Genomic DNA, 24,877 nt, shown 5'->3' with positions numbered 1-24,877 from the left:
AATCAACCGGGCCGCCCAGCAGCAGGCGGCCCGGTTCAGCGCATCAAAGACGTGTCAGACCTGCCCCGGCAGCCACAGTACAATCGCCGGGAACGCCACCAGCAGCGCGATGGTCACCGCATCGGCGATGAAGAACGGCGTCACACCCTTGAACACGTCCTGCACGCTCAGATCATCGCGCACGCCCGCCACCACAAAGCAGTTGAGGCCGATGGGCGGGGTGATCAGGCAGAACTCAGCCATTTTGACCACCAGAATGCCGAACCAGATCGCACACATCGGGCCGGACATGCCAAAGGTGCTGTCCGCGGCGGAAACCGCCTCGCCGCCATTGAGCGCCATCACCGCCGGGTAGACCACCGGCAGCGTCAGCAAGAGCATCCCGATTGCATCCATAAACATCCCCAGCACCGCATAGGCCAAGAGGATGCAGATCAGGATCAGCATCGGGCTCATGGTCAGCGAGGTGATCCAATCGGCAAAGGCACCGGGCAGATCGGCAAAGCCGAGGAACCGCACATAGATCAGCACCCCCCATATGATGGTGAAGATCATCACGCTCAGCTTGGCGGTCTCCAAGAGCGCATCCTTCAGTTCCCGCCAGCGCATGCCGTGGCGCAGGGCCATCAGGAACACCACAAACGCCCCGATTGCCCCGCCCTCGGTCGGGGTGCCCCAGGCGTCGCCGCCAAAGGGGTTGTAGACAAAGAAGATGATGGTCACGACGACAAACACGATCGGCAGCGCAGGCGGCAATGCCGCAAACCGCTGGCGCCAGGTGAAACCGGTGACGCGCGGCCCGAAGTCCTTGATCACCATCGCCATGCCAACGATCAAGAGACCATAGATCACTGCCGAAAACGCCCCGGGAATGAAGCCTGCCAGCAACAGCTTGCCCACATCCTGTTCAACGATGATCGCATAGATCACCAGAATGGCCGAGGGCGGGATCAGCGATGCCAGGGTGCCGCCCGCTGCCACCACACCGGCGGCAAAGCGCTTGTCATAGCCGATCTTGAGCATCTCCGGGATGGCGATGCGGGCAAAGACGGCGGAGGTGGCCACGCTTGCGCCGGACACGGCGGCAAACCCCGCGGTGGCAAAGACGGTGGAGACCGCCAGCCCGCCCGGAACCCAGGCCATCCAGCGCTTGGCGGCCTCGAACAATGCCTTGGTCAGGCCCGCGTAATAGGCGAGATAGCCAATCAGGATGAACGTCGGGATGAGGCTCAGCGCCTGGCTGGACACCTTGGAATGCGGCACCTGGCCTGCGGTCTTGACCGCGATGGTCAGCGCCTTGGTGAACCGCGCCGGATCATAGCCGAACTTGGCCCAGAAAATCCAGATCAGGCCAATCATCCCGGCAGCAGCCGCGGCAAAGGCCACCCGCATGCCCAGGATCACCATCACCAGCAGCCCGGCTGAAACGATCAGCCCAATTTCAATCGGTTCCATGTCAGAAATTCCTCAGCTGTCGTGGCCGGAGACGTGATCCGCCTCCATCGCCGCCTGGGTGGCGGCATCGGCAATCATCGGGACGGCAACGGGCCTGTCCGTGCCGCTGCGCAAAGCACGGCCATAGGCCCAGAGCTGCAGTGAAAGGCGCAGGCACAGCACGCTGAACGCTACCGGCGCCAGCAGTTTCGCAGGCCAGAGCGGCAGCGAGATATCCATCGAGCTATCAGCGCTCCACCACGGCGCGGCAAAGTCGAAACTGCGCTGAAAATGCGCCCAGCTGCCCCAGACCATCAGCAGCATCAGGATCAGCACGGCGGCGGTGGTCAGCAACTCGGCCAGATACAGCGCCCTACCCTTCAGCGCGCCCACCAGCATGTCCATGCGGATATGGCCGCCGTCGCGCTGGGTGAACGAAATGCCCATGAAGGCAATCAGCGGCATCGCCTGCTCGATCCAGTCGACGTAACCCGGCAGCGGGCTGTTAAACAAATTGCGCCCGCCGACGGAGCCAACGGCAAGCAGCATCAGGGAAAACACCGCCAGGCCGCTGAGCAGGGCAAGGGGCTTTTCCAAACGGTAGAGTTTCTGGTCAAGCGCGCTGAGACGGCTGCCGTCTGTCAGCACGAGGGATGAGCCGGCCATGGCGGGACTCCATCAGTTTTTCAGGGGAAAAAGCAGTGGCCCCGCAGCGCGCGGCTGCGGGGCGCGGCAGGCTTAATTACCTTCGGCAATCAGGCCTGTCACCAGGTCGTAGAGTTCCTGCGCAGGCAGGCCGCGGGCGGCGTTTTCCTCGATCCACGCCTGGGCCGCAGGTGCCGCAGCGGCCTCCTTGAAGGCAGCGATTTCCGCATCCGGGAAGGTCACCAGCTCAATCCGGGCGGCATCCAGCGCAGGTTCCCAGGTGTCCAGCGAGTTGAACTTGTAAAAGTCCACGTAATGGGCCAGCGCCTCATCCACCGAACCCAGCAGCGCTTCGCGGTGCTCATCGGACAGGCTGTCCAGCGCATCGGTGTTCACCACCACCGGGCAGTTCACCGTGCCGGGGTTCAGGTTGGTGGTCCACCAGGTGCCGTTTTCGATGGTGCCAAAGGACATATGCGCGTGCGGTGCAAAGGCCACCGCCTTGACGATGCCGCTGTCCATTGCCTGGCGCACCTCGGTGGCCGACATCGAGGTCGGGACCGCGCCGACCGCTTCCATCGCCTTGCCGATACCGCCGGTTGCGCGCACGGTCAGCCCTTCAAAGTCCTTCAGCGTGCCGGGCACATCACCGGTGCCGACAAGATTGTATTGCGGCAGCGGCGAAGGCATCAGCAGGGTTGCGTTCCAGCGGGCCAGATCCTTTTGCACTGCGGGGTGCTGGTAGACCGCTTGCGAGACGGCGATTTCCTGCTCCAGCGATGTCACCCCCAGGAACGGCAGCTCCAGCACGGTGATGGTCGGGTTCTTATCGCGGTGGTAGCCGGCGCAGAACTGGGCCATTTCAAAGGCGCCGATGGAGATGCCGTCGAGGTTCTCCTTGTTCTTCGAAAGCCCGCCATAGCTGATGTTCAGGGTGAACTCTCCGCCGGTTTTCTCAGAGACCAGTTCGGCCAGCTTCTCGACGTGCTCGGTAAAGGCCCGGCGCTTGCCCCACAGCGAGACGTTCCATTCGGTGGCCAGGGCTTCGGTGCCAAAGGCGGCGGTGAGGGCGGCCAGCGCGGCCCCCTTGAGATAAGTGCGCATCAGTGCTCCTCCCAGAAACATGCGGATATGATTGGGGGAGTATCCGGGACGGCGGGCCGCCTGCCTATGAAGGAAACCGCGCGGCATTTGCGGGCCGCCCTGCGGATTTCCGCAAGGTGCACGGGCTACAGAAGGGCGTCCTTGTCGAGGCCCAGTTTCACGATCTTTTCGTTCAGCGTGCGGCGGCCGATCCCCAGCGCCTCAGCCGCTGCATCCATGCGGCCCTCGTGGGCTTTCACCGCCTTGCCGATCAGTTCGCGCTCAAACGCGGCCACAGCCTCGCGCAGGGTATTCGGCACGTCGTCCGGGGGCTGATCCATGCGGATGGCTTCAGCCATGGTGCCGCCGCCGCGGCGCGCCGCCAGCACCCGGCGCTCGCACACGCTGCGCAGCTCGCGCACATTCCCCGGCCAGCCATGTGCCAGCAGCGCCGTCAAGTCGTCCTGGGAAATGTCCGGTACGGCGGTTTCGTAAAGCTGCGCAAACTGCGCCAGAAAATGCGCCGCCAGCAGCATCAGGTCATCGCGGCGCTGGCGCAGCGGCGGCAGGCTCAGCACCATGGTATTCAGGCGGAACAGCAGATCCTTGCGCAGGCGGTTCTCCTGCACAGCCAGTTCAACGTCCTCATTGGTGGCTGAGACCACGCGGAAGCTGACCGGCACCGGCAACTGGCCGCCTGCGGGCAGGATCTGCTTGTCCTCGATCACCCGCAGCAGCTTGGCCTGCACTTCCATGGGGCAAGAACAGACCTCATCCAGAAACAGCGTGCCGCCCGAAGCCGCCAGCAGCCGCCCGCCGGACCCGCCTTCGGTGCCGAACATTTCCGCTTCAAAGGTGGCGGGCGACAGGGCGGCGCAGTTCAGCGCCAGAAACGGCGCATCGGCGTTTTCCCCCAGATCATGCAGCGCGCGGGCAACCAGCTCCTTGCCGGTGCCGGTCTCGCCCTCGATCAAAACCGTGGTGCTGGTCTCTGCAAGATCCAGGATATCCTGCCGCAGCTGCACCACCGGCGCCGACTGTCCCAGCAGCACCCGGTCCAGCCCCGACAGCGCAAACAGCCGCGCCTTCAGCCGCGCGTTGCTTTGCTGCATCCGGTGCTGTTCGGCCGCGTGGCGCAGGATCGCTAGCAGACGGCGCGGCTCATAGGGCTTTTCGACGAAACTATAGGCGCCGTCCTGCATCGCCTTCACGGCCATCGGAATGTCGCCATGGGCAGAAATCAGCACCAGCGGCGGCGCGGCGGGATCCAGCGCGGCCAGCAGGTCCAGCCCAGACATGCCGGGCATCCGCACATCCGACAGGATGACATCGGGCTGAAACTCTGCCAGCCTCTCCTGCCCCGCCGCCGCCCGTGCCGCCGCAGTGACCTGCCAGCCCGCAGCCTCCAGCAGTTCCGCCACCGACTGGCGCATCGCCTTGTCATCATCAATGACCAGAATGCTGAAGGGCCTGGCGCTGCTCATGGCTGATCTTCCTCTGCTTGCCGGACCGGAAACGCGACCCGGAACACCGCACCGCCTGCGTCCCTGTTGCGGGCCGTCATCGTGCCGCCGTGATCCTGCACGATACCGGCAGAAATCGCCAAGCCCAAGCCCATGCCCCGGCCGCTTTCGCGGGTGGTGACAAAGGGTTCCTGCAGATCAGCCAGCGTGGCTTCGCCCAGGCCATGGCCATTGTCCTTGATGTCAAACCAGGCCTCGCCCCCCTCGGCGCCGGTGCGGGCCACGATCAGCGGCGCCGCGCTGTCCTCGCTGGCATCAATGGCATTGCGCAACAGGTTGGTCATCACCTGCTCAATCCGCAGGCGGCTGCCCTGCACGCTGACCGGTCCGGGACAGAGATCCAGCCGCAGCTCTGCCCCCGCCTCCTCAAGATTGGGGGCAACCAGGGCGGCAGAGGCACGCATCGCAGCGTTCAGGTCAACCGCGGTTTGGCTCTCGGCATCCGGAGTCGCAAAGAACTTTAGCTGCCGGGTGATCCCCTCCATCCGGTCTACCAGCGCTCCGATCCTGGCTGGCAGCGCCGCGGAATTGCCCGGAGCGATCTCCGCGGCAACCAGATGGTTCCGCATGGCGGCAATCGGCTGGCCCAGCTCATGCGTCACCGATGCGGCCAGCCTGCCCAGAGCTGCCAGGCGGCTGGCGCGCTCCAGTTCATCCTGGGTGCGCTTCAGCCGCCGTTCCGCGGTGCGGCGGTCCTCGATCTCGCCCGCCAGCAGTTCGTTGGCCCGGCGCAGCTGCGCCTCTTCCTGTTCGGACCGCGCCAGCGCGGCGCTGATCCGGCGCGCCCGCTGCACCTGGAACAGGATCAGTGCAAGGCCCGCGGCAAATCCAACCAGCGAGGTGACCAGCCAGCTGCGCGCCACCGCCCGGTCGCCGCTGGCAAAGTAATGCAGGGTCCAGCCGTGCGGCGGGACCGGTGCCGTCAGATGTATCTGCTCCCGCCCGGAAATCACCGCGCGCGGCCCCTCGCCCGCCTGCCAGTCCAGCGGTTCCAGCGCCTGGCCCGGAAACTGCCGCGCCGCCTTGATACGCTGCCGCTGCCCTGCCGTCAGCGGCGCCATCACCCGGTACCGCCAGGCGGGGTCAGAGGCCAGCAGCACAACGCCGTCCTCATTGGCCATCAATACCTGCTCGCCAGATCCGCTCCAGCTCTGCTCCAGCGGCTGAAAGCCGATCTTGATCGCAATCACACCCGCCAGCGTTCCCTCCGGGCCCCGCACTGCATCGGCGATGAAATACCCCGGCAGGCCGGTGGTGGTGCCAATGGCGTAAAACCGCCCCTGCCCGCCTTGCAGGGCCTGCTGGAAATAAGGCCGGAACGCGTAGCTCTGGCCGACAAAACTGCCGGGCTGGCGGAAATTGGAGGCCGCGATGGCAACTCCGTTTGTGTCCATCAGGTAAATCGCATCCAGCCCCGCCTTGGCGGCGAAGTCTTCCAGCCGCAGGTTCAGCGTGCCGGTGTCATCACCGCCGGCGGCACCTATGACAGAGGCATCCCGCGCCAGCACATGCGTCAGATGGGAAAACCGCTCCAGCTCAGCGACAACGGAGCTTTGATAAAGCGACAGCGGCCCTTCGGCCTGCGAAACCTCTTCCGACTGGAAGTAAACGCTCGAAACCCGGAACACGCCGACCGCGACGGCAATCGTCACCACGAGGGATATCAGGAACGGGATCAGGCGCATTCCCGTCGATAGGCCGCAAAAACGCGCCATGGCAAGACATTAGTGGACCTCAGGCGCCAGCCGCTCTCAAGGCTGGACAACTTCTGCGCGCCTGCCGCACACTCCGGAAACAAGATCAATGCCAGGCGGAACCTTTCCGGGCGGCGGCACGTTGCGTCCCGGGACAGCATCCTGATCACTGCTTCTGCGGCTCCCGAGGATGTGACCGCCCCGCGGCTGCAATTTCAGCCGCAATGGCGCAGTCTTGAATTTCAAAAGCCGGGCCCAAGCCCGGCCTCAAAGGAGCGAAGGAAACCATGTCCCAGATATCCAGCACCGTCCTGGCGCTGCTCGAAATCCTGTCTTATGCCTTCATCTTCGCCCTGGGTGCAGGCCTGTTGTGGGTGATTGCAATCTACATCCACGACAAGACCCAGACCGCCAGCACCCTGCGCCGCAATTACCCGGTAATCGCCCGCTTCCGCTATTTGTTCGAGCATCTGGGCGAGTTCTTCCGGCAGTATTTCTTTGCCCTCGACCGCGAGGAGATGCCGTTCAACCGCGCTGAACGCTCCTGGGTCTACCGCGCCGCCAAGAACGTGGATTCCACCGTCGCCTTCGGCTCCACCCGCGACCTGCGCCCGGCGGGAACCGTCTATTTCGCCAACGCGCCGTTCCCGGACCTGGAACACGGCACAACCCCGCCTGCCGAAGTCACCATCGGCCCCCACGCGCGCACGCCCTATACCACCTCGTCGATCTTCAACATCTCCGGCATGAGCTACGGCGCCATCTCGGTTCCGGCCGTCCGCGCCCTGTCGCGCGGCGCCAAGAAGGCCGGCATCTGGCTCAACACCGGCGAGGGCGGGCTGTCGCCCTACCACCTGGAGGGCGGCTGCGACATCGTCTTCCAAATCGGCACCGGCAAGTTCGGCGTCCGCAAGCCCGAAGGCGGCTTTGACGAGGAGAAACTCCGCGCCGTCGCCGCCCACGAAACCGTCCGCATGTTCGAATTGAAACTCAGCCAGGGCGCCAAGCCCGGCAAGGGCGGCATCCTCCCCGGCGCCAAGGTGACTGAGGAAATCGCGGCTATCCGCGGGCTGACGCCGGGCGAGGACGCGATCAGTCCCAACCGCCACCCGGAGGCGTCCAACGTGGGCGAACTCCTCGACATGATCGCCTATGTGCGCGAGGTCACGGGCAAGCCCGTGGGGTTCAAGGCGGTGCTCGGCGCCCACGGCTTCCTTGATGGCCTCTGCCAGGAGATCCTCTCCCGCGGCGAGGCCAGCGCGCCGGATTTCATCACCATCGACAGCGCCGACGGCGGCACCGGCGCCGCCCCGATGAGCCTGATCGACAACATGGGCATGCCCCTGCGCGAAAGCCTGCCCAAGGCGGTGGATGTGCTAACCCGCTACGGCCTGCGACAGCGCATCAAGGTCTGCGCCAGCGGCAAGCTGATCAACCCCTCGGAGGTCGCCTGGGCCTTCTGCGCCGGCGCCGATTTCGTCAATTCGGCGCGCGGCTTCATGTTTGCGCTCGGCTGCATTCAGGCGCTGCAGTGCAACAAGAACACCTGCCCCACCGGCATCACCACCCATAATCCCAAACTGCAGTTCGGCCTCGACCCCGCCGACAAGGCGGAACGGGTCGCCTCTTATGCCAAGAACATGCTCAAGGAGGTGACCATCCTCGCCCACAGCTGCGGCGTCACCGAACCGCGGCTTTTGCGCCGCTACCACGCGCGGATCGTGCAGGACAGCGGCCGCTCGGTCTCGATGGCGGAGCTTTACCCGGAACAGGCCCAGCAGCACGCCGCGCAGTAACCCGCCCCGCCTGAAAAATTAAAGGAGATTCCATGCCAGATTCTGACCGCCCCGCCAAAGCATCCGACCTTCTTGTGGCCGCGCTGGAGGCTGAAGGCGTCGAATACGTCTTTGGCGTCCCGGGTGAGGAAAACCTTGATCTGCTGGACTCCCTGCGCACCTCAAACATCAAGCTGGTGCTGACCCGGCATGAGCAGGGCGCCGGATTCATGGCGGCGACCTATGGCCGCCTCACCGGCAAACCGGGCGTCTGCATGGCAACGCTTGGCCCCGGCGCCACCAACCTCGCCACGCCGGCGGCCTATGCCCATCTGGGGGCGATGCCGCTGATCATGATCACCGGGCAGAAACCGATCAAGAAATCCAAACAGGGCCGGTTCCAGATCATCGACGTGGTGAACCTGTTTGATCCGGTCTGCAAGATGTCGCGTCAGATCGTGCACGGCAACACCATCCCCGCGCTGATCCGCGAGGCCTTCCGCGTGGCCGAAGAAGAACGCCCCGGCGCGGTGCTGCTGGAACTGCCAGAGGATATCGCGGCGGAGGACACAGACGCCTCTGTCATCCCGCCCCACGTCCGCCATTACGCCGTGCCGGACGAGGCCGTTCTGACCGAAGCGGCTGACATGATCCACGCCGCCAAAATGCCACTGGTGCTGATCGGCGCCGGCGCCAACCGCCGCAAGGCACGCTCGGCACTCTGTGATTTCATCGAACGGGTGCAAATCCCCTTCTTCAACACCCAGATGGGCAAGGGGGTGGTCGACGAAAGCTCGGACCTTTTCCTCGGCACCGCTGCGCTGTCAGACGGCGACTACCTCCACTGCGCCATCGAACGCGCCGATCTGATCATCAACGTGGGCCATGACGTGGTCGAAAAACCGCCCTTCTTCATGACCGAGGGCGGCACCAAAGTGATCCATGTGAACTACAAGGCGGCGCAGGTCGATCAGGTCTATTTCCCGCAAGCCGAGGTGGTGGGCGATCTGGAAGGATCCATCACCCGGTTGGGAGACATCCTCGGCGGGCCGCTCGATTTCGACCGCAGCTTCTTCCAGCGTATGAAGGCGGAGACCGACAGCCATATCACTGAACTCGCCGATGATCCGCGCTTCCCGGTGATCCCGCAGCGGCTGGTCGCCGACACCCGCAAGGTGATGGCGGATTGCGATATCATCGCGCTCGACAATGGCATCTACAAGCTCTGGTATGCCCGCAACTACAAGGCCTATCACCCCAACACCGTCCTGTTGGACAACGCGCTGGCGACCATGGGCGCGGGGCTTCCTTCGGCAATGATGGCCGCACTTCTGAACCCGGACCGCCGGGTGATGGCGATCTGCGGCGACGGCGGCTTCATGATGAACAGCCAGGAACTGGAAACCGCGGTGCGGCTTGGCCTCAACCTCGTGGTCACGGTGCTGAACGACAGTTCCTACGGCATGATCCGCTGGAAACAGGCGCATGTCGGCTTTGCCGACTGGGGGCTGGAGTTTAACAACCCCGATTTCGTGCAATACGCCGCCAGCTATGGCGCCACCGGCCACCGGATTGAACGGACCGAAGACCTGGCGCCAACGTTCGAGGCCGCCTTTGCCGCGGGCGGCGTGCATCTGATCGACGTGCCGGTCGATTACAGCGAAAACCAGCGGGTGCTGATTGATGAGCTGGCCGCCAAGACCTGCCTGATCTGAAGGGCCTGATCCAGGTGGCCTGATCTGCCCGCCCTTTCCCCCGGCTGCCGCGGCCGCTATGACCGCGGCAGCTTACCTAAGGAAAGGCAAATCCCATGACCATCACCCGCATCGGCACTACCGCCCGCTCCAGCAAAATCGTCAAGCACAACGGCGTTGTGTATCTTAGCGGCCAGGTGTCCGAGGCCGAAACCGCCGCCGACCAGACCCGCGAGATCCTCGCCAAGGTCGACGCCCTGCTGGCCGAGGCCGGCAGCGACAAGACCCGCCTGCTGCAGACCGTGATCTGGCTCTCCGACATGTCCTATTTCGCAGAGCTGAACGAGGTCTGGAACGCCTGGGTCCCCGAAGGCCACGCCCCGGCCCGCGCCTGCGGCGAGGCCAAGCTGGCCCGCGAAATCCTGAAGGTGGAAATCATTGTCACCGCCGCCTGCGACTGACCCGCACCAGCAGGAAAAAAACAGCGCCGGGCCTCACCAGCCCGGCGCTTTCCTTTTGCGGAAACCTTACGTGCCTCAGGCGTGCAGGTCCTGCTTCATACGGGTTCCGTCCGCTGCCACCGTCTCAACCGAGATCGGCGACGCCGAAGGATCGTCGTGCAGCGACTTAAGCAAACCCCAGATCATTGCGATCAGCACAAAGGAAATCGGGAAGGCCGCCGCAATCGACGCGGTCTGAAGCGCGCCAAGCCCCCCGGCCAGCAGCAGCGCCGCCGCAACCACGCCTTCGCCCAGGCCCCAGATGATGCGGAACTTCTTCGGCGGGTTGTCATCCCCCATCGAAAGCATGGTGGTGATCACCAGCGTGCCGGAGTCCGACGAGGTGATGAACCACGAGAACAACAGGAACGTCGCCAGCAGCGACATCGGCCAGCTGACCCAGCTTATGTCGCCCATCCAGCTGGTGGCGCCGATGTTGTCGATGGTCCCGAACAGCGCGCTCGGCAGGTTCCAGTCACGCACGGTCTGGATGATGCCCGCCCCGTCAGCCGAAGCAATGCCGGAGCCCATGTGCATTTCCTGCCAGATCGCGTTGCCGCCGAACATGCACAGCCAGAAGAACGCGATGGTGGTGGGAACGAACATCACGCCGACCATGAATTCGCGGATCGTCCGGCCGCGCGAAATGCGGGCAATGAACACGCCGACAAACGGCGACCAGGAAATCCACCAGCCCCAGTAAAAGATCGTCCAGCCACCTTGCCAGGCCACATCCGGGCCTTCGGTTGCCGTCCAGAACCCCATCGGAACGAAGCTTGCAACATAGTCACCAAGAGTGGTCACAAACAGGCCCATCAGCCACTGGAACGGCCCAAAGATCACAAAGGCTGCCAGCAGCACGATCGACAGCCAGATGTTCCATTCCGACAGGATGCGGATGCCCTTGCCAACTCCGGACACCGCGGAAATAGTTGCGATGACCGACACAACCGCGATCAGAACCAGCTTGGTGCCGGTGCCGGGATCAACACCGAACAGATGGTTCAGACCCGCCGCCATCTGGCTGACGCCCAGACCGAGCGAGGTCGCGACGCCAAACACCGTGCCGAACACCGCCAGAAGGTCCACTGCGTGCCCCCAGGGGCCGTAAATGCGCTCGCCAATCAGCGGATAGAGCGCCGACCGCAGGGTCAGCGGCAGCTTCTTGCGGAACCCGAAATACGCCAGGCTCAGACCAACCAGTACGTAAAACGCCCAGCCGTGGAAGCCCCAGTGGAAGAAGGTCACGCGCATCGCGTCCACCGCCCGCTGCATGTCCATTTCCGTATGGCCCGCAAGGTCCGCATGCGGGTTGTTGGGATAGCCCCAGACTGCAGAGGTGTCGAAGTAGAAGATCGGCTCGGCAACACCAAAGAACAGGATGCCGATGCCGATGCCTGCGGAGAACAGCATCGAGAACCAGCTGAAGTTGCTGAATTCGGGACGCGAGTCGTCATCGCCCAGGCGGATCTTGCCGAAACGCGAGAACATCAGCCAGAAGCAGACAAAAAGCCCGATGGAAAACAGGGTGATGTAATAGAAGCTGAGCCCGTTTTCGATCCAGCTGCGGATCGACTTGTAAAGGCCTCCGGCGAACTCGACGTTCATGACCGTAAAGATCACAAAGGCGGCAATCATGCCCTTGGCAGCAATGCTCATCCCCGGATGCAGGCCGGTAAAGAAACCGGATTTTGCCACCAGGTGGCTGTTGGAGTTTTCTTCAGACATTTGGTCCTCCCGTAGATTTCAGGTGTCTCAGCGCCGGGACCCTCCTTGCCCGGCAGGCTGATCAGAACGCCCTGACGGGATGAAGCTTTCCCCGCCGCGCTCCGGCTTGATCCTCCCCCGGCCGCCGCATCCGCAGCAGACCGCCAATCAATAAAAAACGGGCCGGATCGGGGAGGAGACCCGGCCCGCAAAAAGAAACCCGGCAGCGCGCGAGCCGCCGGGTTTCCAAGTCATCCGCGCTGTCCGACGTGGCGCCCGGCACCTTCGGGCAGCGGCAGACCCGCGTGCGCCGCAGCGAAACCTGCCAGCTTGTCCGCAACCTCCGGCGACGGCAGCGAGGTGCCGCGCGCGTTCAGGTCCATGTGCAGCAGCAGCGTTTCCACGGTCGCCGCCAGCTTGCCCTCGGGGCCGAACAGGCGGTGGAACAGATGCATCTTCTTGCCGGTCCCCTGCAGCACTTGGGTCGTGACTGTCAGCGCATCGCCCTCATGCAGCTCATCCAGGAAGCGCACATGGTTCTCGACGGTGAAGTAGCTGCCGCCCGCGGCGATGTAGTCTGCATCCGCGCCGATCATCTCCATGAACCGGTCGGTCGCCTGGGCCGAGGCCTCGGTGTAATGCGCCTCGTTCATGTGGCCGTTGTAGTCGGTCCAGCTCTGCGGCACCGGGCGGCTTACGGTGACCGGCAGCTCCACCGCGTCCGGCACGGGCAGCGTGGCCTCATGGGTGTTGATGACACCGCCGGCACCGCTGCCGGATTTCTTCAGCGCCCGCATCATGCCGACCAGGTTGTCGTCGCGCAGACGTTCCAGCGCGCGGATCGGCATATGGCCGGATTGCGCATCGGACTGGCCCGCGATCAGGTCGACCAGCTCCTCGGTGAACTCCGGAACATCCATCAGCTTGGTCCAGGGCCATTCCAGCGCCGGGCCGAACTGCGCCATGAAATGCTTCATACCCGCCTCGCCGCCGGCAATCCGGTAGGTCTCGAACAGACCCATCTGCGCCCACCGCAGGCCAAAGCCCATACGGATCGACTCGTCCAGCTCCTCAGTGGTGCAGATGCCGTCCTTGATCAGCCACAGCCCCTCGCGCCAGACCGCTTCCAGCAGACGGTCGGCGATATGCGCGTCAATCTCCTTGCGCACGGTCAGCGGGTACATCCCCACCTCGCGCAGCAGATCCGCAGCCTTGGCACAGGTGTCCGCATCGCCCACAAGCTCGACCAGCGGCAGCAGGTAAACCGGGTTGAACGGATGCGCCACCACGGCGCGGGCGCCTTCGGCATTCAGTTCCGAGGGCTTGAAGCCGGAGGTCGAGGAGCCGATCACCGCAGATGCCGGTGCGTGCTCCTGCAGCTGAGCGTGGATCTTGTGCTTCAGGTCCAGCCGCTCCGGCACGCTCTCCTGGATCCAGGCGGCATCTGCCACCGCCTCAGCCATGTCGGTGTGGAAGGTCAGTTCGCCTTCGGCCGGCAGCGCCTTGTCATACAGCGACGGCAGCGAGCGGCGGGCGTTGGCCAGCACCTCGCCGATCTTGCGCTCCGCTTCCGGGTCCGGGTCGAACACCCGCACGTTCCATCCATTCAAAAGGAACCGCGCGGCCCAGCCGCCGCCGATAACCCCGCCGCCGATGATTGCTGCTGTTTTCATGATCTATCCTCTGATGGCCTTCCCTGTGCGCCCGCCGGTGCACAGGGGGTGTACAGGGGGTGCACGCGTGGCACCCCCGCATTTCGGCTTATTTCGCCACCGGCGCGCGCTTGGTCAGGCCCAGCTTCTCGCGGACCGCCTCCGGGCCGATGATCCGGGCGCCCATGCCCTCGATCACGCCGACCGCGCGCTCCACCAGCTGCGCGTTGGTGGCCAGCACGCCCTTGTCCAGGAACAGGTTGTCCTCAAGGCCGACCCGCACGTTGCCGCCCGCCAGCACCGACTGCGCCGCATAGGGCATCTGGTCCCGGCCCAGCGAGAACGCCGACCAGGTCCAGTCGGACGGCACGTTGTTGACCATCGCCATGAAGGTGTTGAGGTCGTTCGGCGCGCCCCACGGAACACCCATGCACAGCTGCACCAGCGCGTTCGGCTCCAGAATTCCTTCTTTTACCAATTGCTTGGCAAACCACAGGTGGCCTGTGTCAAAGGCTTCGATCTCAGGTTTCACGCCCAGATCGGTCATCATCTGACCCATCGCCCGCAGCATGCCCGGTGTGTTGGTCATGACGTAATCGGCCTCGGCAAAGTTCATGGTGCCGCAGTCGAGCGTGCAGATTTCCGGCAGGCATTCGGCGATATGGGCCATCCGCTCGGTGGCGCCGATCATGTCGGTCGCAGCCTCATTGACCGGCAGCGGCGCTTCGGTCGAGCCGAACACGATGTCGCCGCCCATGCCCGCGGTCAGGTTCAGCACCACGTCAACTTCGGAATCGCGGATGCGGTCAGTAAGCTCCCGGTAATACTCAAGTTTCCGGGACGGTGCACCGGTTTCGGGGTCGCGCACATGGCAATGCACCACCGCCGCACCAGCCTTGGCCGCCGCGATCGCGGATTCGGCAATCTGCTTGGGTGAGCGCGGCACATGGGGGGATTTGTCCTGGGTGCCGCCAGAGCCGGTCACGGCGGCAGTGATGAAGACGTCTCGGTTCATGGTCAGGGGCATGGTTTCGCTCCTTTGGGGTTAAGCTTGCAATTCAGGGTGATCCGCAAACAGCTCCAGCACCTGCGGATTGGCGAGGCCGGAGAGGTTGCGGACGGGATGTTTGTTCACCACATCCCGCACCGCCAGCTCGGCGGTCTTGCCGGACTTGGTGCGCGGGATGTCAGCGACGGCGATGATTTTCGCCGGCACATGGCGCGGTGAGGCATTCTTGCGGATTTCCGTTTTGATCCGGGTGGTTAGCGCGTCGTCTAGCGTTGCACCTTCGGCAGGAACCACAAACAGCACCACCCGCACGTCGTTGTCGAAGCTCTGGCCCACGACCACCGCATCCGCGACCTCGTCTATCTTGTCGAGCTGCCGGTAGATCTCTGCCGTGCCGATCCGCACGCCGCCAGGGTTCAGCGTCGCGTCCGAACGGCCCAGCACCACATAGCCGGCGTGCTCTGTGCGGATGGTGAAATCGCCCTGCCGCCAGATATCCGGATAGGTTTCGAAATAGCTGGCGCGGTAACGGGCATTGTCCGGGTCGTTCAGGAACCGGGTCGGCATCGACGGATGCGCATTGCGGCAGACCAGCTCCCCCGCCGTGCCCTCAACCGGTTCGCCCTGATCGTTCAGGGTTGCGACGTCCAGCCCCAGCATCGGCGCCTGAATCTCGCCCTGATACACCGGCAGCACCGGGCAGCCGCCGATGAAACAGCCCAGAATATCGGTACCGCCGCAGATCGAGGCCAGCTGCACATCCGCCTTCCAATCGGCATAGACATGGGCAAAGCCCTCGGGCGACAGCGGCGATCCGGTGGACAAAACCACCCGCAGCGAAGCCAGGTCATGACTGTCCGCAGGCCGGTTGCGGCGCTTCAGCGAGGCATCGATGTATTTGGCGGAAATGCCGAAATGGGTGACCTTCTCGGCCTCGGCCAGATCGAACAGCCGCCGCATGCCCGGATACATCGGATTGCCGTCAAACAGCACGATCACAGCCTCGGAGGCCAGCGCCGCCACCTGCCAGTTCCACATCATCCAGTTGCAGGTGGTGTAATAGAACATCCGGTCGCCCGGGTGCAGGTCGCAGTGCAGCTGCTGCTCCACCAGCATCCGCAGGAGGGTGCCGCCGCCGGAATGCTCAATGCACTTGGGCTTGCCCGTGGTGCCGGAGGAAAACATCACATAGAGCGGATCGCGAAAGCCCATGGGACGGCAGTCCAGCGCCGGGGCGTCTGCCTGCTTGAAAGTCTCATAGGCGGTCATGCCTTTCGGCAGGTCCTGCGCCTCGCCCGCATAGGGCCAGACCACGATCTGCCGGACCGACGGCACCCGGGCGGCGACCTCGGCAATGGCGGCGCGGGTTTCAAACACCTTGCCGTTGTAGAAGTAGCCATCAGCGGCAAACATCAGCTTGGGCTCGATCTGGCCGAAGCGGTCGACCACCACATCCGGCCCGCTTTCCGGCGCGCAGGAGGACCAGACCGCCCCCAGAGAGGCCGTGGCCAGCATCGCCGCCACGGTCTGCGGCATGTTCGGCACATAGCCCGCGACGTGGTCGCCAGCGCCGATCCCGGCGTCCCGCAGGGCGGCAGCGAGCATTTCAACCTCGCGCTTCAGCTCTGCGCGGGTCCAGGCCATGCGGCGGCCATCCTCACCGATGAACACAATTGCCTCGCGCCCGTCAGCGTTCTTCAGGAATGTCTCCACGATGTTCAGCCGCGCTTCGGGGAAGAAGCGGACCTGCATCGGGTCCTGATGGGCCAGCAGCGGCACCGTGCCCTGATCGCCCTGCAGCCCGCAAAAGTCCCAGGCCAGCGGCCAGAAGTCCTGCGGCTGCGCAACCGACCAGGCGTGCAGTGCGGCGAAGCTGTCCAGAGCTGTGCCAGCGGCAGCAGAAGCCTGCGCCATGAAGCCGGACAGCAAAGGTTTGCGGCGCGCCGAAAGATCCGGCTGCCAGAGAAGAGGAGCGGTGGTCATGAAGGTATCAGCGGTTAGAGAGCAGGCGTCAGGTGGTCTTCGGCGGATCGTCAAGATGCTTGACTTCCTGCGTGATTAGCGCAGGAGTTGACGCAGCGCTTACACAATTTCGGTCAAATACTATACAGATGCAGACAAATCCGCCGCCAATATTCGAATTCCTGCTGTTCGAGGGGTTTTCCAACATGGTGCTGGCCAGCGCCATGGAACCGCTGCGCGATGTGCGGATGAATGCGGGCCAGGATGTTGCCGGATGGCGTGTCAGCACGCTGGACGGGGCGCCGGTGCGCAGCTCCAGCGGGCTGCAGATCACGCCGGACGGCGCATTTGACGAACGCCAGGGCAACCGCACCCTGGTGCTGGTTGCAGGCTACCATGTGCGCGAACAGGTGACGCCTGCCCTGCTGGCCAAGCTCCGGGCAGCCACGCGGGCTGCCCGGCTCGTACTGGCGCTCGATACCGCCGCCTGGCTGCTGGCTGCAGCCGGGGTGCTGGACGGGCATAGCGCGACGATCCACTGGCAGGAGCTGGACGCCTTTGCCGAGGCCTTCCCGAAGGCCGAGGTCTCCACCGCGCGGTTTGTGCGCTCTGGCCCGTTCCTGACCTGCGGCGGCGCCAGCACCGCGCTCGACATGATGCTGAGCCTCATTCAGGATCTTTACGGTTCCGCCGCCGCCTTCGGCGCCTCAACGATGTTTGTTTATGACCCGTCGCGCCAGTCAGAACTGAACCGCGGCGCGGCGAGGCTGGAGCAGCGCGGCTCGCCCAAGATCCTGAAGGCCGCGAACCTGATGGCTGAGACCATCGAAACCCCGCTGAGCACGGCGGCCCTGGCCAAGCGGGTGTCGCTGTCCGAACGCACCCTGGCGCGGGCGTTCCAGCGCGAACTCGGCATGACGCCGGGAAAATACTACAAGATGCTGCGGCTCCAGCACGCCCGCTACCTGTCGGAGGAAACCCACCTCAGCCTGGAGCAGATTGCGATGCGCTGCGGGTTTTCTTCTGCCTCTTCGCTGGGGCGGTCGTTCAGCGGGCATTACGGGCGGACCATCCGCGAGGCACGAGTGCAGGAGAAGCCCTGGGTCAGGAACACCAGCGGCTGACAGGGCGGACGGGGGCAGGACCCCTTCGATCTACACCAGCCCCATCGCCACGGCGGAATGCGGCTTGATCCCCAGATCGGTGAACCCTGCAACACCTGCGCCCACGGTATTGTCGCGCCGCATCAGCGCAATCTGCGCCGGGGTGACCGGCGGTTTTTACAGCGGCGCCAGCAGCGCCGCCGCAAGCCGCCACAGCGCAAAGGGCACCGGCAGCAGCAGGCGGCGGCGGCCACTGCGGGCCGCCAGCCGCCGCAGGATGTCGCGGTAAGCAAACACATCCGGCCCGCCCAGCTCATAGACTTTCCGCTGCGCGCGCGGCCCTTCCAGCACACAGGCCACCGCTTTGGCCACATCCTCCACCCAAACCGGCTGCAGCCGGGTGCGTCCGGCCCCGAACAGCGGGATCACCGGCAGGCGGGCTGCGATCTTCTGCAGATCGCCAAAGAACACGCCGCCCTGGCAGAACATCACGCTGGGCCGCAGGATCACCGCATCGGGGCAGGCATTTCGCACGGCCACCTCGCCTTCTGCCCTGGCCCGCACATAGGCTGAGGGCGAATGCAGGCTGGCACCGATCCCGGAGACGTGGATCAGCCGCTGGCCAGGTGTCTCCTGCACCAGCCGGGCAACCCTGCGGGCGCCTGCCAGGTGCACGTCCTGAAAACTCTGCTGCCGTGTCTCCGTGTAAAATCCGATGCAGTTGACCACCCAGCCGGCGCCGCTGAGGGCGCGCGCCATGACACCCTGCTGCGCAAGATCGACCTGCACCTGCTGCACCCCGGTCTCCCATTCCTCCGGCGCTGGTGCGCCAGGGGTGCGGGTGCCTGCGCTGACGCGGCATCCCTGCTGCTGAAGACGCCGAACCACCCGGCGGCCGAGAAACCCCGTGCCGCCCAGCACAATCACGCTGCGGGGGCTGATCTGCATCTGTTCGCGCTCCCCATCCGGGTCTGCGCCAACAGATAGCGCATCCGCGCCGCTGCGCCACTTGCGCCCGTCTCTGCCGGATCAGTCCAGCCGGAAGCCGATCTTCAGCCCCACCTGGTAATGGGCCACCTTGCCGTCCTCGACATGGCCGCGGATCTCCCCGACCTCGAACCAGTTGATATGGTCAATGGTCTTGGACGCGCGGGCAATCGCGCCGCTGATCGCGTCCTCGATGCTGGACTGCGAACTGCCAATCACATCCACCGTCTTGTAAATTGCGTCACTCATCACACACCTCCTCAACCTGCATCCAAAGCGGCTGCAGTATTGGTTAAGTGTGCCCCGATCAGCGCCCGCGTCCAGAGATTCCGCTGCCGCACGGCGCGGATCCCCTCTTCTCCTGGCTGAAAATATCCCCGGGGGGGCGCGAGGGGGCAGGCAGCCCCCTCGTTCCTGAGCGCCTCAGATCAGCGCATCACAAAGGGATCGGGGATTGGATCATCGCTGGTGCGAAGCCAGACGGCCTTCACCTTGGTGTAGTCCAAAGCGGCCTGCAGCCCGCCCTCGCGCCCGTGACCCGACAGACCGTGGCCGCCAAATGGCGCAATCGGGCTGACCGCGCGGTAGGTGTTGACCCAGACGATGCCCGCCCGGATGCCCCGGATCATCCGGTGCGCCCGGGTGAGGTTCTGGGTGAACACACCCGAGGCGAGGCCGAATGCGGTGTTGTTGGCAATCTCCATCGCCTCAGCCTCGGTCTCGAACTCCACCACCGACAGCACCGGGCCGAAGAATTCGTTCGACAGGCAGGGTGCCTCCGGCGCGGCGGAACAATCCAGCACCGTGGGCGGGAAATAGAACCCCTGCCCTTCCGGCACGGTGCCGCCGGTGACCAGCTTGGCACCGGCAGCAACTGAGGCTTCGATCAGCCGCAGTGCGTGATCTCGCTGTTTCAGGGTGCAGAGCGGCCCGACCTCGGTTGCCATGTCATCCGGCGCGCCGATCACCACCGCTTCGGCTTTCTCCTTCAGCCGCGCAAAGAAGGCGTCCTTGATGCCCTTCTGGATCACCAGCCGGGATCCCGCGACGCAGCTTTGCCCGGTGGCAGCGAAGATGCCGGAAACCTGCGCATTCACTGCGCTGTCCAGATCCGCATCGTCAAACACGATGAAGGGCGACTTGCCGCCCAGTTCCAGCGAGGTGGAGGCGAGGTTTTCCGCCGAATTGCGCACGATATGGCGCGCGGTCTCCGGCCCGCCGGTGAAGGCCACATGGGCGACCGATGCGTGGCTGGTCAGCGCAGCACCCGCCTCCGGCCCGCCGGTGATCACGTTCAGCACGCCGGGCGGGAAGCCCGCCTGATCAAAGATACGGGCAAATTCCAGCATCGGCGCCGGGCCTTCTTCCGACGCCTTCAGAACCACCGTGCAGCCCGCCGCCAGCGCCGGGCCGATTTTGACAGCAGACAGGAACAGCTGCGAATTCCACGGCACGATGGCCGCCACCACGCCCACCGGCTCGCGCCGCAGCCAGACCTCCATGTCGGGCTTGTCGATCGGCAGATGCGCGCCTTCGATCTTGTCGGCGAGGCCGGCATAGTAGCGGTAGTATTCCGCCACATAGGCAATCTGGGCCGAGGTCTCGCGGATGATCTTGCCGGTATCACGAGTCTCCAGCTCCGCCAGTCGCGGCGCATTTTCCGCCACCAGATCAGCCAGCCGCATCAGCAGTTTGCCGCGCTGGGTGGCCGTCATCCCACCCCATTCAGGGGAGAAGAACGCAGCCTCCGCAGCCCGCACCGCCCTGTCCACATCCGCCGCCGAAGCGGCCGGCATCTGCGCCCAGGCTTTGCCGGTAGCCGGATCGAGGCTCTCGAAGGTCTCGCTCGCGTCCTCGAACGCACCGCCGATGTACTGCTGGAAGGTCTGCATTCTCAGGTTCCCTTACTGAAACGCGGGCATGACTTCGGTGATGAACCGCTCAAGCGAGGCTTTCTTGCGCTCGAAACTCATGCTGCTGTCGATCCAGAACGAGTATTCATCATATCCCAGCGCCTCATACTTTTTCAGCCGCTCGATCACCGCCGCCGGTTCGCCAATCACCAGATCGCGCTCCATCGCCTCGGGCGAGTAGAAGGGATGCTCGGCAATCTCCTCGTCACTCAGAGGGTCGATCAGGCCCTGGCTGACGTCCCGCTTGTTCATGAACCAGGCCCCGAAGTAGCAGTAGAAACGGTTCAGCTCCTCCGCCCCGCGTTTCACATCCTCGGCGCTGTCCGCGACATAGGTGTGCTGCAGCAGCATGATCTTGGGCCGCGGCACGTCGCTGTGTTTCGCACAGGCATCGTTGAACTTGCCCATCAGGTCGGTGATTTCCTCATCACCCTTCCACAGCGGCGTCACCTGCACATTGCAACCATTCTTCACCGCGAATTCATGGCTGTTCGGATCGCGCGCCGCCACCCAGATCGGCGGGCCGTCCTGCTGCAGCGGCTTGGGCGAGGAGGTGGTTTTCGGGAAGGAATGGAACTCCCCCTCCTGCGCATAGTCGCCCTGCCACAACCCCTGCACTGCCGGGATCAGCTCCCGCATCCGCTGGCCCGCCTCCCAGGCGTCCATGCCGGGCATCATGCGTTCGTATTCAAACGAATAGGCCCCGCGGGCGATGCCCAGATCCATACGGCCATCCGTGATGATGTCGGTCATCGCCGCCTCGCCGGCCAGCCGGATCGGATGCCAGAACGGCGCAATCACCGTGCCGGTGCCCAGCCGCACGTTCTTGGTGTGCCGCGCCACGTCGATGAGGTTCAGAAACGGGTTCGGCGAGATGGTGAAGTTCATCCCGTGATGCTCGCCGGTCCAAACCGCGTGCATACCGCCGTCATCGGCGATTTTGCACAGCTGGATGAACTCGTCATAAAGCCGCTTCTGATCATCTGCCGCGGAAATCCGCTCCATATGCGCAAAGAGGGAAAATTTCATGCGCCCTTGCTCCCTGTCGCCACGGGGCGGACCTGCCCGGTGGTCTGATTGCCATAATACACCCCGAAATTGCCCATCCGGGATTCACTCGCGAACCGCTCCAGCATGGTGCACATCGCCGCGTCGGCAATGTCCATCAGCGTGGATTGGGTCAGCGGTGTGAAAACCCCCTTGGCCGGTGTGCCGCCGGCCGATTGGCACAGAAACGAGATGTGCTGATGTTCGCGCGCTTTGTCTTCGTAAACGGAATAGATGAACCCCGGCTCCGCCTCGACGCCGGTGTCCGCGATCAGCTTGGCCAGGGCGGCTGAGGCACCCTCCTTGCCGACCCGGATTTCCGGCAGCGTCAGCTTGCCTTGATCGTTGCCCATGAGCAGCACTTTGCCCTCATGCTCGATCAATGCCGAGACGATCAGCTTGGCTCCTTGAGTCAGGGCTTCGGCCTCCGCCGCCGCTGTCACATAGGCGCCGCGGGCGTATCCCAGCCCCGGCGCAGGCGAGGTCTCAAACGCCTCGACCCGTCCGATCAGGATCAGGTGGTCGCCCGCCTCAACCCGGTTGTGCATGGTGCAGTCGAACCAGGCGGAGACACCCTCGAACACCGGGCTGCCTTGCGGTCCCCTTTGCCAGCTGACGGCGGCAAAACGGTCCTCGACAGGCCGTGCGAAGGTGTTCGAGACGTCCTTCTGGTCCTCCGCCAGCACATTGACGGCAAACCCGCCCGCCTGCTCGAACGCGGCGTAGTTGCTGGAGGAATTGGCGATGCACACCAGCACCAGCGGCGGGTCCAGCGACACGGAGGTAAAGGAGTTGGCGGTAAAGCCGATCGGGTTTCCGTCCGGATCATGGGTTGTCACCACGGTAACGCCGGTCATGAAAGTGCCGAATGCATTGCGCAAGGCGCGCGGGTCGATCTCGCTCATGACGGTGCTCCTTCCGTATCCAGCCAGCCCTGCAAGGCGGCATTGACCGCTGCGGGTGCAGTCAAGTTGACCATATGCCGGTGGCCTTCGATGACAACCGCCCTGCCCTGCGGCGCGGCATCCGCCATGGCTTGCGCCATCGCGGGTGTCGAGTTCGGATCGCCATCGCCGGTCAGCGCCAGCAGCGGGCAAGGGATGCCCGCAAAGCCGTCCGCATAGGTGCTGTCACCGCGGGCAAAGGCGGTATAGGCGGCTGCGTAGCCCGCCAGGTTCACAGCCGACAGCCATTCCCCGACCTGCGCCCGTGCCGCCTGGTCGGTCTCATTCTGCCCGAACCAGCGCGCCAGCGGTGTCTCCAGATCAAAGCTGCCCGCGCGGATTTCAGCCGCGCGCGCCTCAACCGCAGCCCGTGCGTCTGAGGAACGGCGGAACACCCCGTTCAGCAGCGCCACGCGGGCCGCGTTCTCCGGATGGCTGACAGCATAGCCGCCGGCAATCAGCGCGCCCATGGAGTGGCCAGCCAAGGAAACCGGCCCCAGATCCAGCGCCTGCAAAACCGCGTGCAGCCAGGCCACATAATCCGGCAGTTCGGTGCCCTCCGGCAGCGGCGCGCTGCCGCCATGGCCGGGCATGTCCAGCGCGATGACCTCATGGGTCTGCGCAAAAGCCTCAATCTGCGGCCCCCAGGCCGCCGATTGCATGCCGACCCCGTGGATCAGCACCAGCGGAGACCCCTCCCCTGCCCTATGGCAGGAGACGGCCCCGTAAGGCTCAGACAGCGGCAGGATTGTCGACGTCATGGCCCAGTTCCTTCAGGTCCTGATAGCGGTCGCCGATGCGGTGATGCGGACGGCCGCCTATCGAAGCACCCAGCGCGATCACGATCTCATCCGGGCCCGGCGCGTCCGCAACCGACAGCTGGATTGTCAGGTAATGGCTGCGGCGCCCGCCGTCGTTCTTGTCCATCAGCGGGATCTGCAGCGAGGCATTGGCCGGCCCGCGGGTGTTGGTGAAGGCCAGATAGGATTTCGCCCCCACCGCCTCGCGGAAGTGATTGCCGAACCGCAGCGTGTGGATCAGGGCAGAGGCATGCTCGACCTCGCCATTCACACCGACGATGGCGGATTTGCCGTAGCCCTCCACCTTGTCGCCGCCGCCGGCCGCTTCCAGGATCATCGCGGTCAGCTTCTCGCCCAGACCGGGCGCGCAGTCATGGATCGCCGGGCGCAGGTCCTCGACAAATCCCTGCCCTGCCCAGGGGTTTTTGATCACCGCCACCGCGGCAATCATCTTGAGCGGGGTTTCCGCTGCCTTGCCGCCCTCGATCAGGGTTTCTTCGACATGCAGCAGCGTCTTGCGGATTTCGGCAGGCATGGGCGGGTCTTTCTTGTCTGATTCCAGTTGCCGTAATATGGTATACCATCATACAGTATGTCAATGCAGACTTGTTCCGCCCTGCCCCCGTTGTTATCGGAAGAACTATGACCAGCCCCATCATGAGCAAAATCGACCACCAGCCGCAGACCCTGCGCGACATCGTGCAGGAGCGGATGCGCGAGGCGATCATCTCCGGCCAGTTTGCCCCCGGCGAACGGCTGGTGGAGCGGCCCCTGTGCGACCAGCTTGGCGTCAGCCGCACCGTGGTGCGGGAAACCATCCGCTATCTGGAGGCAGAGGGACTGGTGGAGATCCTGCCCGGCAAGGGCCCGATTGTGGCGCAGCTCACATGGGCCGACGCGCAGCAGATCTACGACATCCGCCAGATGCTGGAGACAGCCGCCGCCACCGCCTGCGCACAGAACATCACGCCGCAGTTGGCAGAGCAGTTGCGGGCGGCGCTGCAGAACCTGCAAGAGGCCGTGGCCGCAGGCGTGCCCACCCCGATGCTGCGCGCCACGACAGAGTTCTACCGGATCATCTTTGACGGCGCAGGCCACAACGTCGCCTGGGAAATCGCCCAGCGTCTGAACGGCCGCATCAGCCGGCTGCGGGCGGTGACGCTGTCGACCGCGGAGCGCCAGAAACCCGGCCCCGCCCATATGCAGGACATTTGCGAGGCGATTGTGTCGGGGGATGCAAAGGCTGCGCAAGCCGCCATCGAACGGCACCTGAGCGACGCCAAAAACACCGCCGAACGGCTGCTGAACGAAAAATAGCCGTTTCCCTGCGAGGGAAACGGCCATGAAAAATCGATTTTTCATGGCAGAAATCCGCGCCGGATTTCTGCCTTTCTCTCGCTCGGAC

General features: G+C 64.5%; 21 protein-coding genes. 5 read left to right on the top strand and 16 right to left on the bottom strand.

The window, feature by feature from the left end:
• Positions 1-54 precede the first annotated feature (54 nt).
• The 5 genes from RA21_RS10100 to RA21_RS10080 form a co-directional block, all read right to left on the bottom strand.
• Positions 55-1,455: a TRAP transporter large permease gene (locus RA21_RS10100; protein WP_039148405.1), complete on the bottom strand. Its 1,401-nt coding sequence runs from the start codon at positions 1,453-1,455 to the stop codon at positions 55-57.
• A 12-nt stretch (positions 1,456-1,467) separates the two neighbouring features.
• Positions 1,468-2,100: a TRAP transporter small permease subunit gene (locus RA21_RS10095; protein ID WP_039148403.1), complete on the bottom strand. Its 633-nt coding sequence runs from the start codon at positions 2,098-2,100 to the stop codon at positions 1,468-1,470.
• A gap of 72 nt (positions 2,101-2,172) precedes the next feature.
• On the bottom strand, positions 2,173-3,183 hold the full coding sequence (locus RA21_RS10090; RefSeq protein WP_039148401.1) for a C4-dicarboxylate TRAP transporter substrate-binding protein: 1,011 nt from the start codon (positions 3,181-3,183) through the stop codon (positions 2,173-2,175).
• A gap of 125 nt (positions 3,184-3,308) precedes the next feature.
• On the bottom strand, positions 3,309-4,646 hold the full coding sequence (locus tag RA21_RS10085; protein WP_039148398.1) for a sigma-54-dependent transcriptional regulator: 1,338 nt from the start codon (positions 4,644-4,646) through the stop codon (positions 3,309-3,311).
• Entirely contained in the window at positions 4,643-6,370 is a 1,728-nt protein-coding gene (locus RA21_RS10080) for a sensor histidine kinase (protein ID WP_039148395.1), read from the bottom strand. Before RA21_RS10080 ends, RA21_RS10085 begins: the two co-directional genes overlap by 4 nt.
• Positions 6,371-6,666: 296 nt before the next feature.
• On the opposite strand from RA21_RS10080, the gene RA21_RS10075 reads away from it, so the two are divergent.
• The 3 genes from RA21_RS10075 to RA21_RS10065 all read left to right on the top strand — a co-directional run bounded on the left by RA21_RS10075 (position 6,667) and on the right by RA21_RS10065 (position 10,309).
• Positions 6,667-8,175, top strand: coding sequence for an FMN-binding glutamate synthase family protein (locus RA21_RS10075; RefSeq protein WP_039148390.1), 1,509 nt, complete (start codon positions 6,667-6,669; stop codon positions 8,173-8,175).
• A gap of 32 nt (positions 8,176-8,207) precedes the next feature.
• Positions 8,208-9,869 carry an acetolactate synthase large subunit gene (locus tag RA21_RS10070; protein WP_039148387.1) on the top strand — a complete coding sequence of 554 codons (1,662 nt, stop codon included), beginning with the start codon at positions 8,208-8,210 and terminating at the stop codon, positions 9,867-9,869.
• Between the two features lie 95 nt (positions 9,870-9,964).
• On the top strand, positions 9,965-10,309 hold the full coding sequence (locus tag RA21_RS10065; protein ID WP_039148384.1) for a RidA family protein: 345 nt from the start codon (positions 9,965-9,967) through the stop codon (positions 10,307-10,309).
• A gap of 75 nt (positions 10,310-10,384) precedes the next feature.
• Here the strand turns inward: RA21_RS10065 and RA21_RS10060 are convergent, their stop codons facing one another.
• The 4 genes from RA21_RS10060 to RA21_RS10045 all read right to left on the bottom strand — a co-directional run bounded on the left by RA21_RS10060 (position 10,385) and on the right by RA21_RS10045 (position 16,699).
• Positions 10,385-12,076: a BCCT family transporter gene (locus RA21_RS10060; RefSeq protein WP_039148381.1), complete on the bottom strand. Its 1,692-nt coding sequence runs from the start codon at positions 12,074-12,076 to the stop codon at positions 10,385-10,387.
• A gap of 230 nt (positions 12,077-12,306) precedes the next feature.
• Positions 12,307-13,728, bottom strand: coding sequence for a carnitine 3-dehydrogenase (locus RA21_RS10055; RefSeq protein WP_039148378.1), 1,422 nt, complete (start codon positions 13,726-13,728; stop codon positions 12,307-12,309).
• A gap of 88 nt (positions 13,729-13,816) precedes the next feature.
• A complete protein-coding gene (locus tag RA21_RS10050; protein WP_019294380.1) occupies positions 13,817-14,734 on the bottom strand; it encodes a 3-keto-5-aminohexanoate cleavage protein in 918 nt (305 codons plus the stop codon).
• Positions 14,735-14,752: 18 nt separating this feature from the next.
• Complete coding sequence (locus RA21_RS10045; RefSeq protein WP_039148375.1) at positions 14,753-16,699, bottom strand: acetoacetate--CoA ligase; 1,947 nt, start codon at positions 16,697-16,699, stop codon at positions 14,753-14,755.
• Between the two features lie 128 nt (positions 16,700-16,827).
• On the opposite strand from RA21_RS10045, the gene RA21_RS10040 reads away from it, so the two are divergent.
• Positions 16,828-17,802 (top strand): GlxA family transcriptional regulator, encoded by a 975-nt coding sequence (locus tag RA21_RS10040; protein ID WP_039148372.1) that lies wholly within the window; start codon positions 16,828-16,830, stop codon positions 17,800-17,802.
• Between the two features lie 156 nt (positions 17,803-17,958).
• Here RA21_RS10040 and RA21_RS10035 read toward each other — a convergent pair whose 3' ends face one another.
• From RA21_RS10035 to RA21_RS10005, 7 genes are all read right to left on the bottom strand, one after another.
• Entirely contained in the window at positions 17,959-18,729 is a 771-nt protein-coding gene (locus tag RA21_RS10035) for a complex I NDUFA9 subunit family protein (protein ID WP_241483497.1), read from the bottom strand.
• Positions 18,730-18,810: 81 nt separating this feature from the next.
• Complete coding sequence (locus tag RA21_RS10030; protein ID WP_039148369.1) at positions 18,811-19,017, bottom strand: dodecin; 207 nt, start codon at positions 19,015-19,017, stop codon at positions 18,811-18,813.
• Positions 19,018-19,196: 179 nt separating this feature from the next.
• The gene (locus RA21_RS10025) at positions 19,197-20,660 is read right to left on the bottom strand and encodes an aldehyde dehydrogenase (RefSeq protein ID WP_039148366.1); all 1,464 of its coding nucleotides are present in this window, start codon (positions 20,658-20,660) and stop codon (positions 19,197-19,199) included.
• Between the two features lie 12 nt (positions 20,661-20,672).
• A complete protein-coding gene (locus RA21_RS10020; RefSeq protein ID WP_039148364.1) occupies positions 20,673-21,710 on the bottom strand; it encodes an LLM class flavin-dependent oxidoreductase in 1,038 nt (345 codons plus the stop codon).
• Positions 21,707-22,633, bottom strand: a complete 927-nt coding sequence (locus RA21_RS10015) for a flavin reductase (RefSeq protein WP_039148360.1) — start codon at positions 22,631-22,633, stop codon at positions 21,707-21,709. Before RA21_RS10015 ends, RA21_RS10020 begins: the two co-directional genes overlap by 4 nt.
• Complete coding sequence (locus RA21_RS10010) at positions 22,630-23,433, bottom strand: alpha/beta fold hydrolase (RefSeq protein ID WP_039148356.1); 804 nt, start codon at positions 23,431-23,433, stop codon at positions 22,630-22,632. The genes RA21_RS10015 and RA21_RS10010 overlap by 4 nt, the downstream gene beginning before the upstream one ends.
• Positions 23,405-24,007, bottom strand: a complete 603-nt coding sequence (locus RA21_RS10005) for an amino acid synthesis family protein (RefSeq protein ID WP_019294371.1) — start codon at positions 24,005-24,007, stop codon at positions 23,405-23,407. The genes RA21_RS10010 and RA21_RS10005 overlap by 29 nt, the downstream gene beginning before the upstream one ends.
• A 107-nt stretch (positions 24,008-24,114) precedes the next feature.
• On the opposite strand from RA21_RS10005, the gene RA21_RS10000 reads away from it, so the two are divergent.
• Positions 24,115-24,789: a GntR family transcriptional regulator gene (locus RA21_RS10000; RefSeq protein WP_039148354.1), complete on the top strand. Its 675-nt coding sequence runs from the start codon at positions 24,115-24,117 to the stop codon at positions 24,787-24,789.
• The last annotated feature ends 88 nt before the right edge of the window (positions 24,790-24,877 follow it).

The sequence above is a fragment of the Leisingera sp. ANG-DT genome (assembly GCF_000813785.1).
Lineage (GTDB): Bacteria > Pseudomonadota > Alphaproteobacteria > Rhodobacterales > Rhodobacteraceae > Leisingera.
Note: the sequence above shows the minus strand (reverse complement) of the source record. Positions and strands in the feature narration are given on the sequence as shown.

Coding starts and splice junctions, on each gene's coding strand:
- RA21_RS10100 (WP_039148405.1), bottom strand. CDS start 1,455: ATGGAACCGATTGAAATTGGGCTGATCGTTTCAGCCGGGCTGCTGGTG.
- RA21_RS10095 (WP_039148403.1), bottom strand. CDS start 2,100: ATGGCCGGCTCATCCCTCGTGCTGACAGACGGCAGCCGTCTCAGCGCG.
- RA21_RS10090 (WP_039148401.1), bottom strand. CDS start 3,183: ATGCGCACTTATCTCAAGGGGGCCGCGCTGGCCGCCCTCACCGCCGCC.
- RA21_RS10085 (WP_039148398.1), bottom strand. CDS start 4,646: ATGAGCAGCGCCAGGCCCTTCAGCATTCTGGTCATTGATGATGACAAG.
- RA21_RS10080 (WP_039148395.1), bottom strand. CDS start 6,370: ATGCGCCTGATCCCGTTCCTGATATCCCTCGTGGTGACGATTGCCGTC.
- RA21_RS10075 (WP_039148390.1), top strand. CDS start 6,667: ATGTCCCAGATATCCAGCACCGTCCTGGCGCTGCTCGAAATCCTGTCT.
- RA21_RS10070 (WP_039148387.1), top strand. CDS start 8,208: ATGCCAGATTCTGACCGCCCCGCCAAAGCATCCGACCTTCTTGTGGCC.
- RA21_RS10065 (WP_039148384.1), top strand. CDS start 9,965: ATGACCATCACCCGCATCGGCACTACCGCCCGCTCCAGCAAAATCGTC.
- RA21_RS10060 (WP_039148381.1), bottom strand. CDS start 12,076: ATGTCTGAAGAAAACTCCAACAGCCACCTGGTGGCAAAATCCGGTTTC.
- RA21_RS10055 (WP_039148378.1), bottom strand. CDS start 13,728: ATGAAAACAGCAGCAATCATCGGCGGCGGGGTTATCGGCGGCGGCTGG.
- RA21_RS10050 (WP_019294380.1), bottom strand. CDS start 14,734: ATGCCCCTGACCATGAACCGAGACGTCTTCATCACTGCCGCCGTGACC.
- RA21_RS10045 (WP_039148375.1), bottom strand. CDS start 16,699: ATGACCACCGCTCCTCTTCTCTGGCAGCCGGATCTTTCGGCGCGCCGC.
- RA21_RS10040 (WP_039148372.1), top strand. CDS start 16,828: ATGCAGACAAATCCGCCGCCAATATTCGAATTCCTGCTGTTCGAGGGG.
- RA21_RS10035 (WP_241483497.1), bottom strand. CDS start 18,729: ATGCAGATCAGCCCCCGCAGCGTGATTGTGCTGGGCGGCACGGGGTTT.
- RA21_RS10030 (WP_039148369.1), bottom strand. CDS start 19,017: ATGAGTGACGCAATTTACAAGACGGTGGATGTGATTGGCAGTTCGCAG.
- RA21_RS10025 (WP_039148366.1), bottom strand. CDS start 20,660: ATGCAGACCTTCCAGCAGTACATCGGCGGTGCGTTCGAGGACGCGAGC.
- RA21_RS10020 (WP_039148364.1), bottom strand. CDS start 21,710: ATGAAATTTTCCCTCTTTGCGCATATGGAGCGGATTTCCGCGGCAGAT.
- RA21_RS10015 (WP_039148360.1), bottom strand. CDS start 22,633: ATGAGCGAGATCGACCCGCGCGCCTTGCGCAATGCATTCGGCACTTTC.
- RA21_RS10010 (WP_039148356.1), bottom strand. CDS start 23,433: ATGACGTCGACAATCCTGCCGCTGTCTGAGCCTTACGGGGCCGTCTCC.
- RA21_RS10005 (WP_019294371.1), bottom strand. CDS start 24,007: ATGCCTGCCGAAATCCGCAAGACGCTGCTGCATGTCGAAGAAACCCTG.
- RA21_RS10000 (WP_039148354.1), top strand. CDS start 24,115: ATGACCAGCCCCATCATGAGCAAAATCGACCACCAGCCGCAGACCCTG.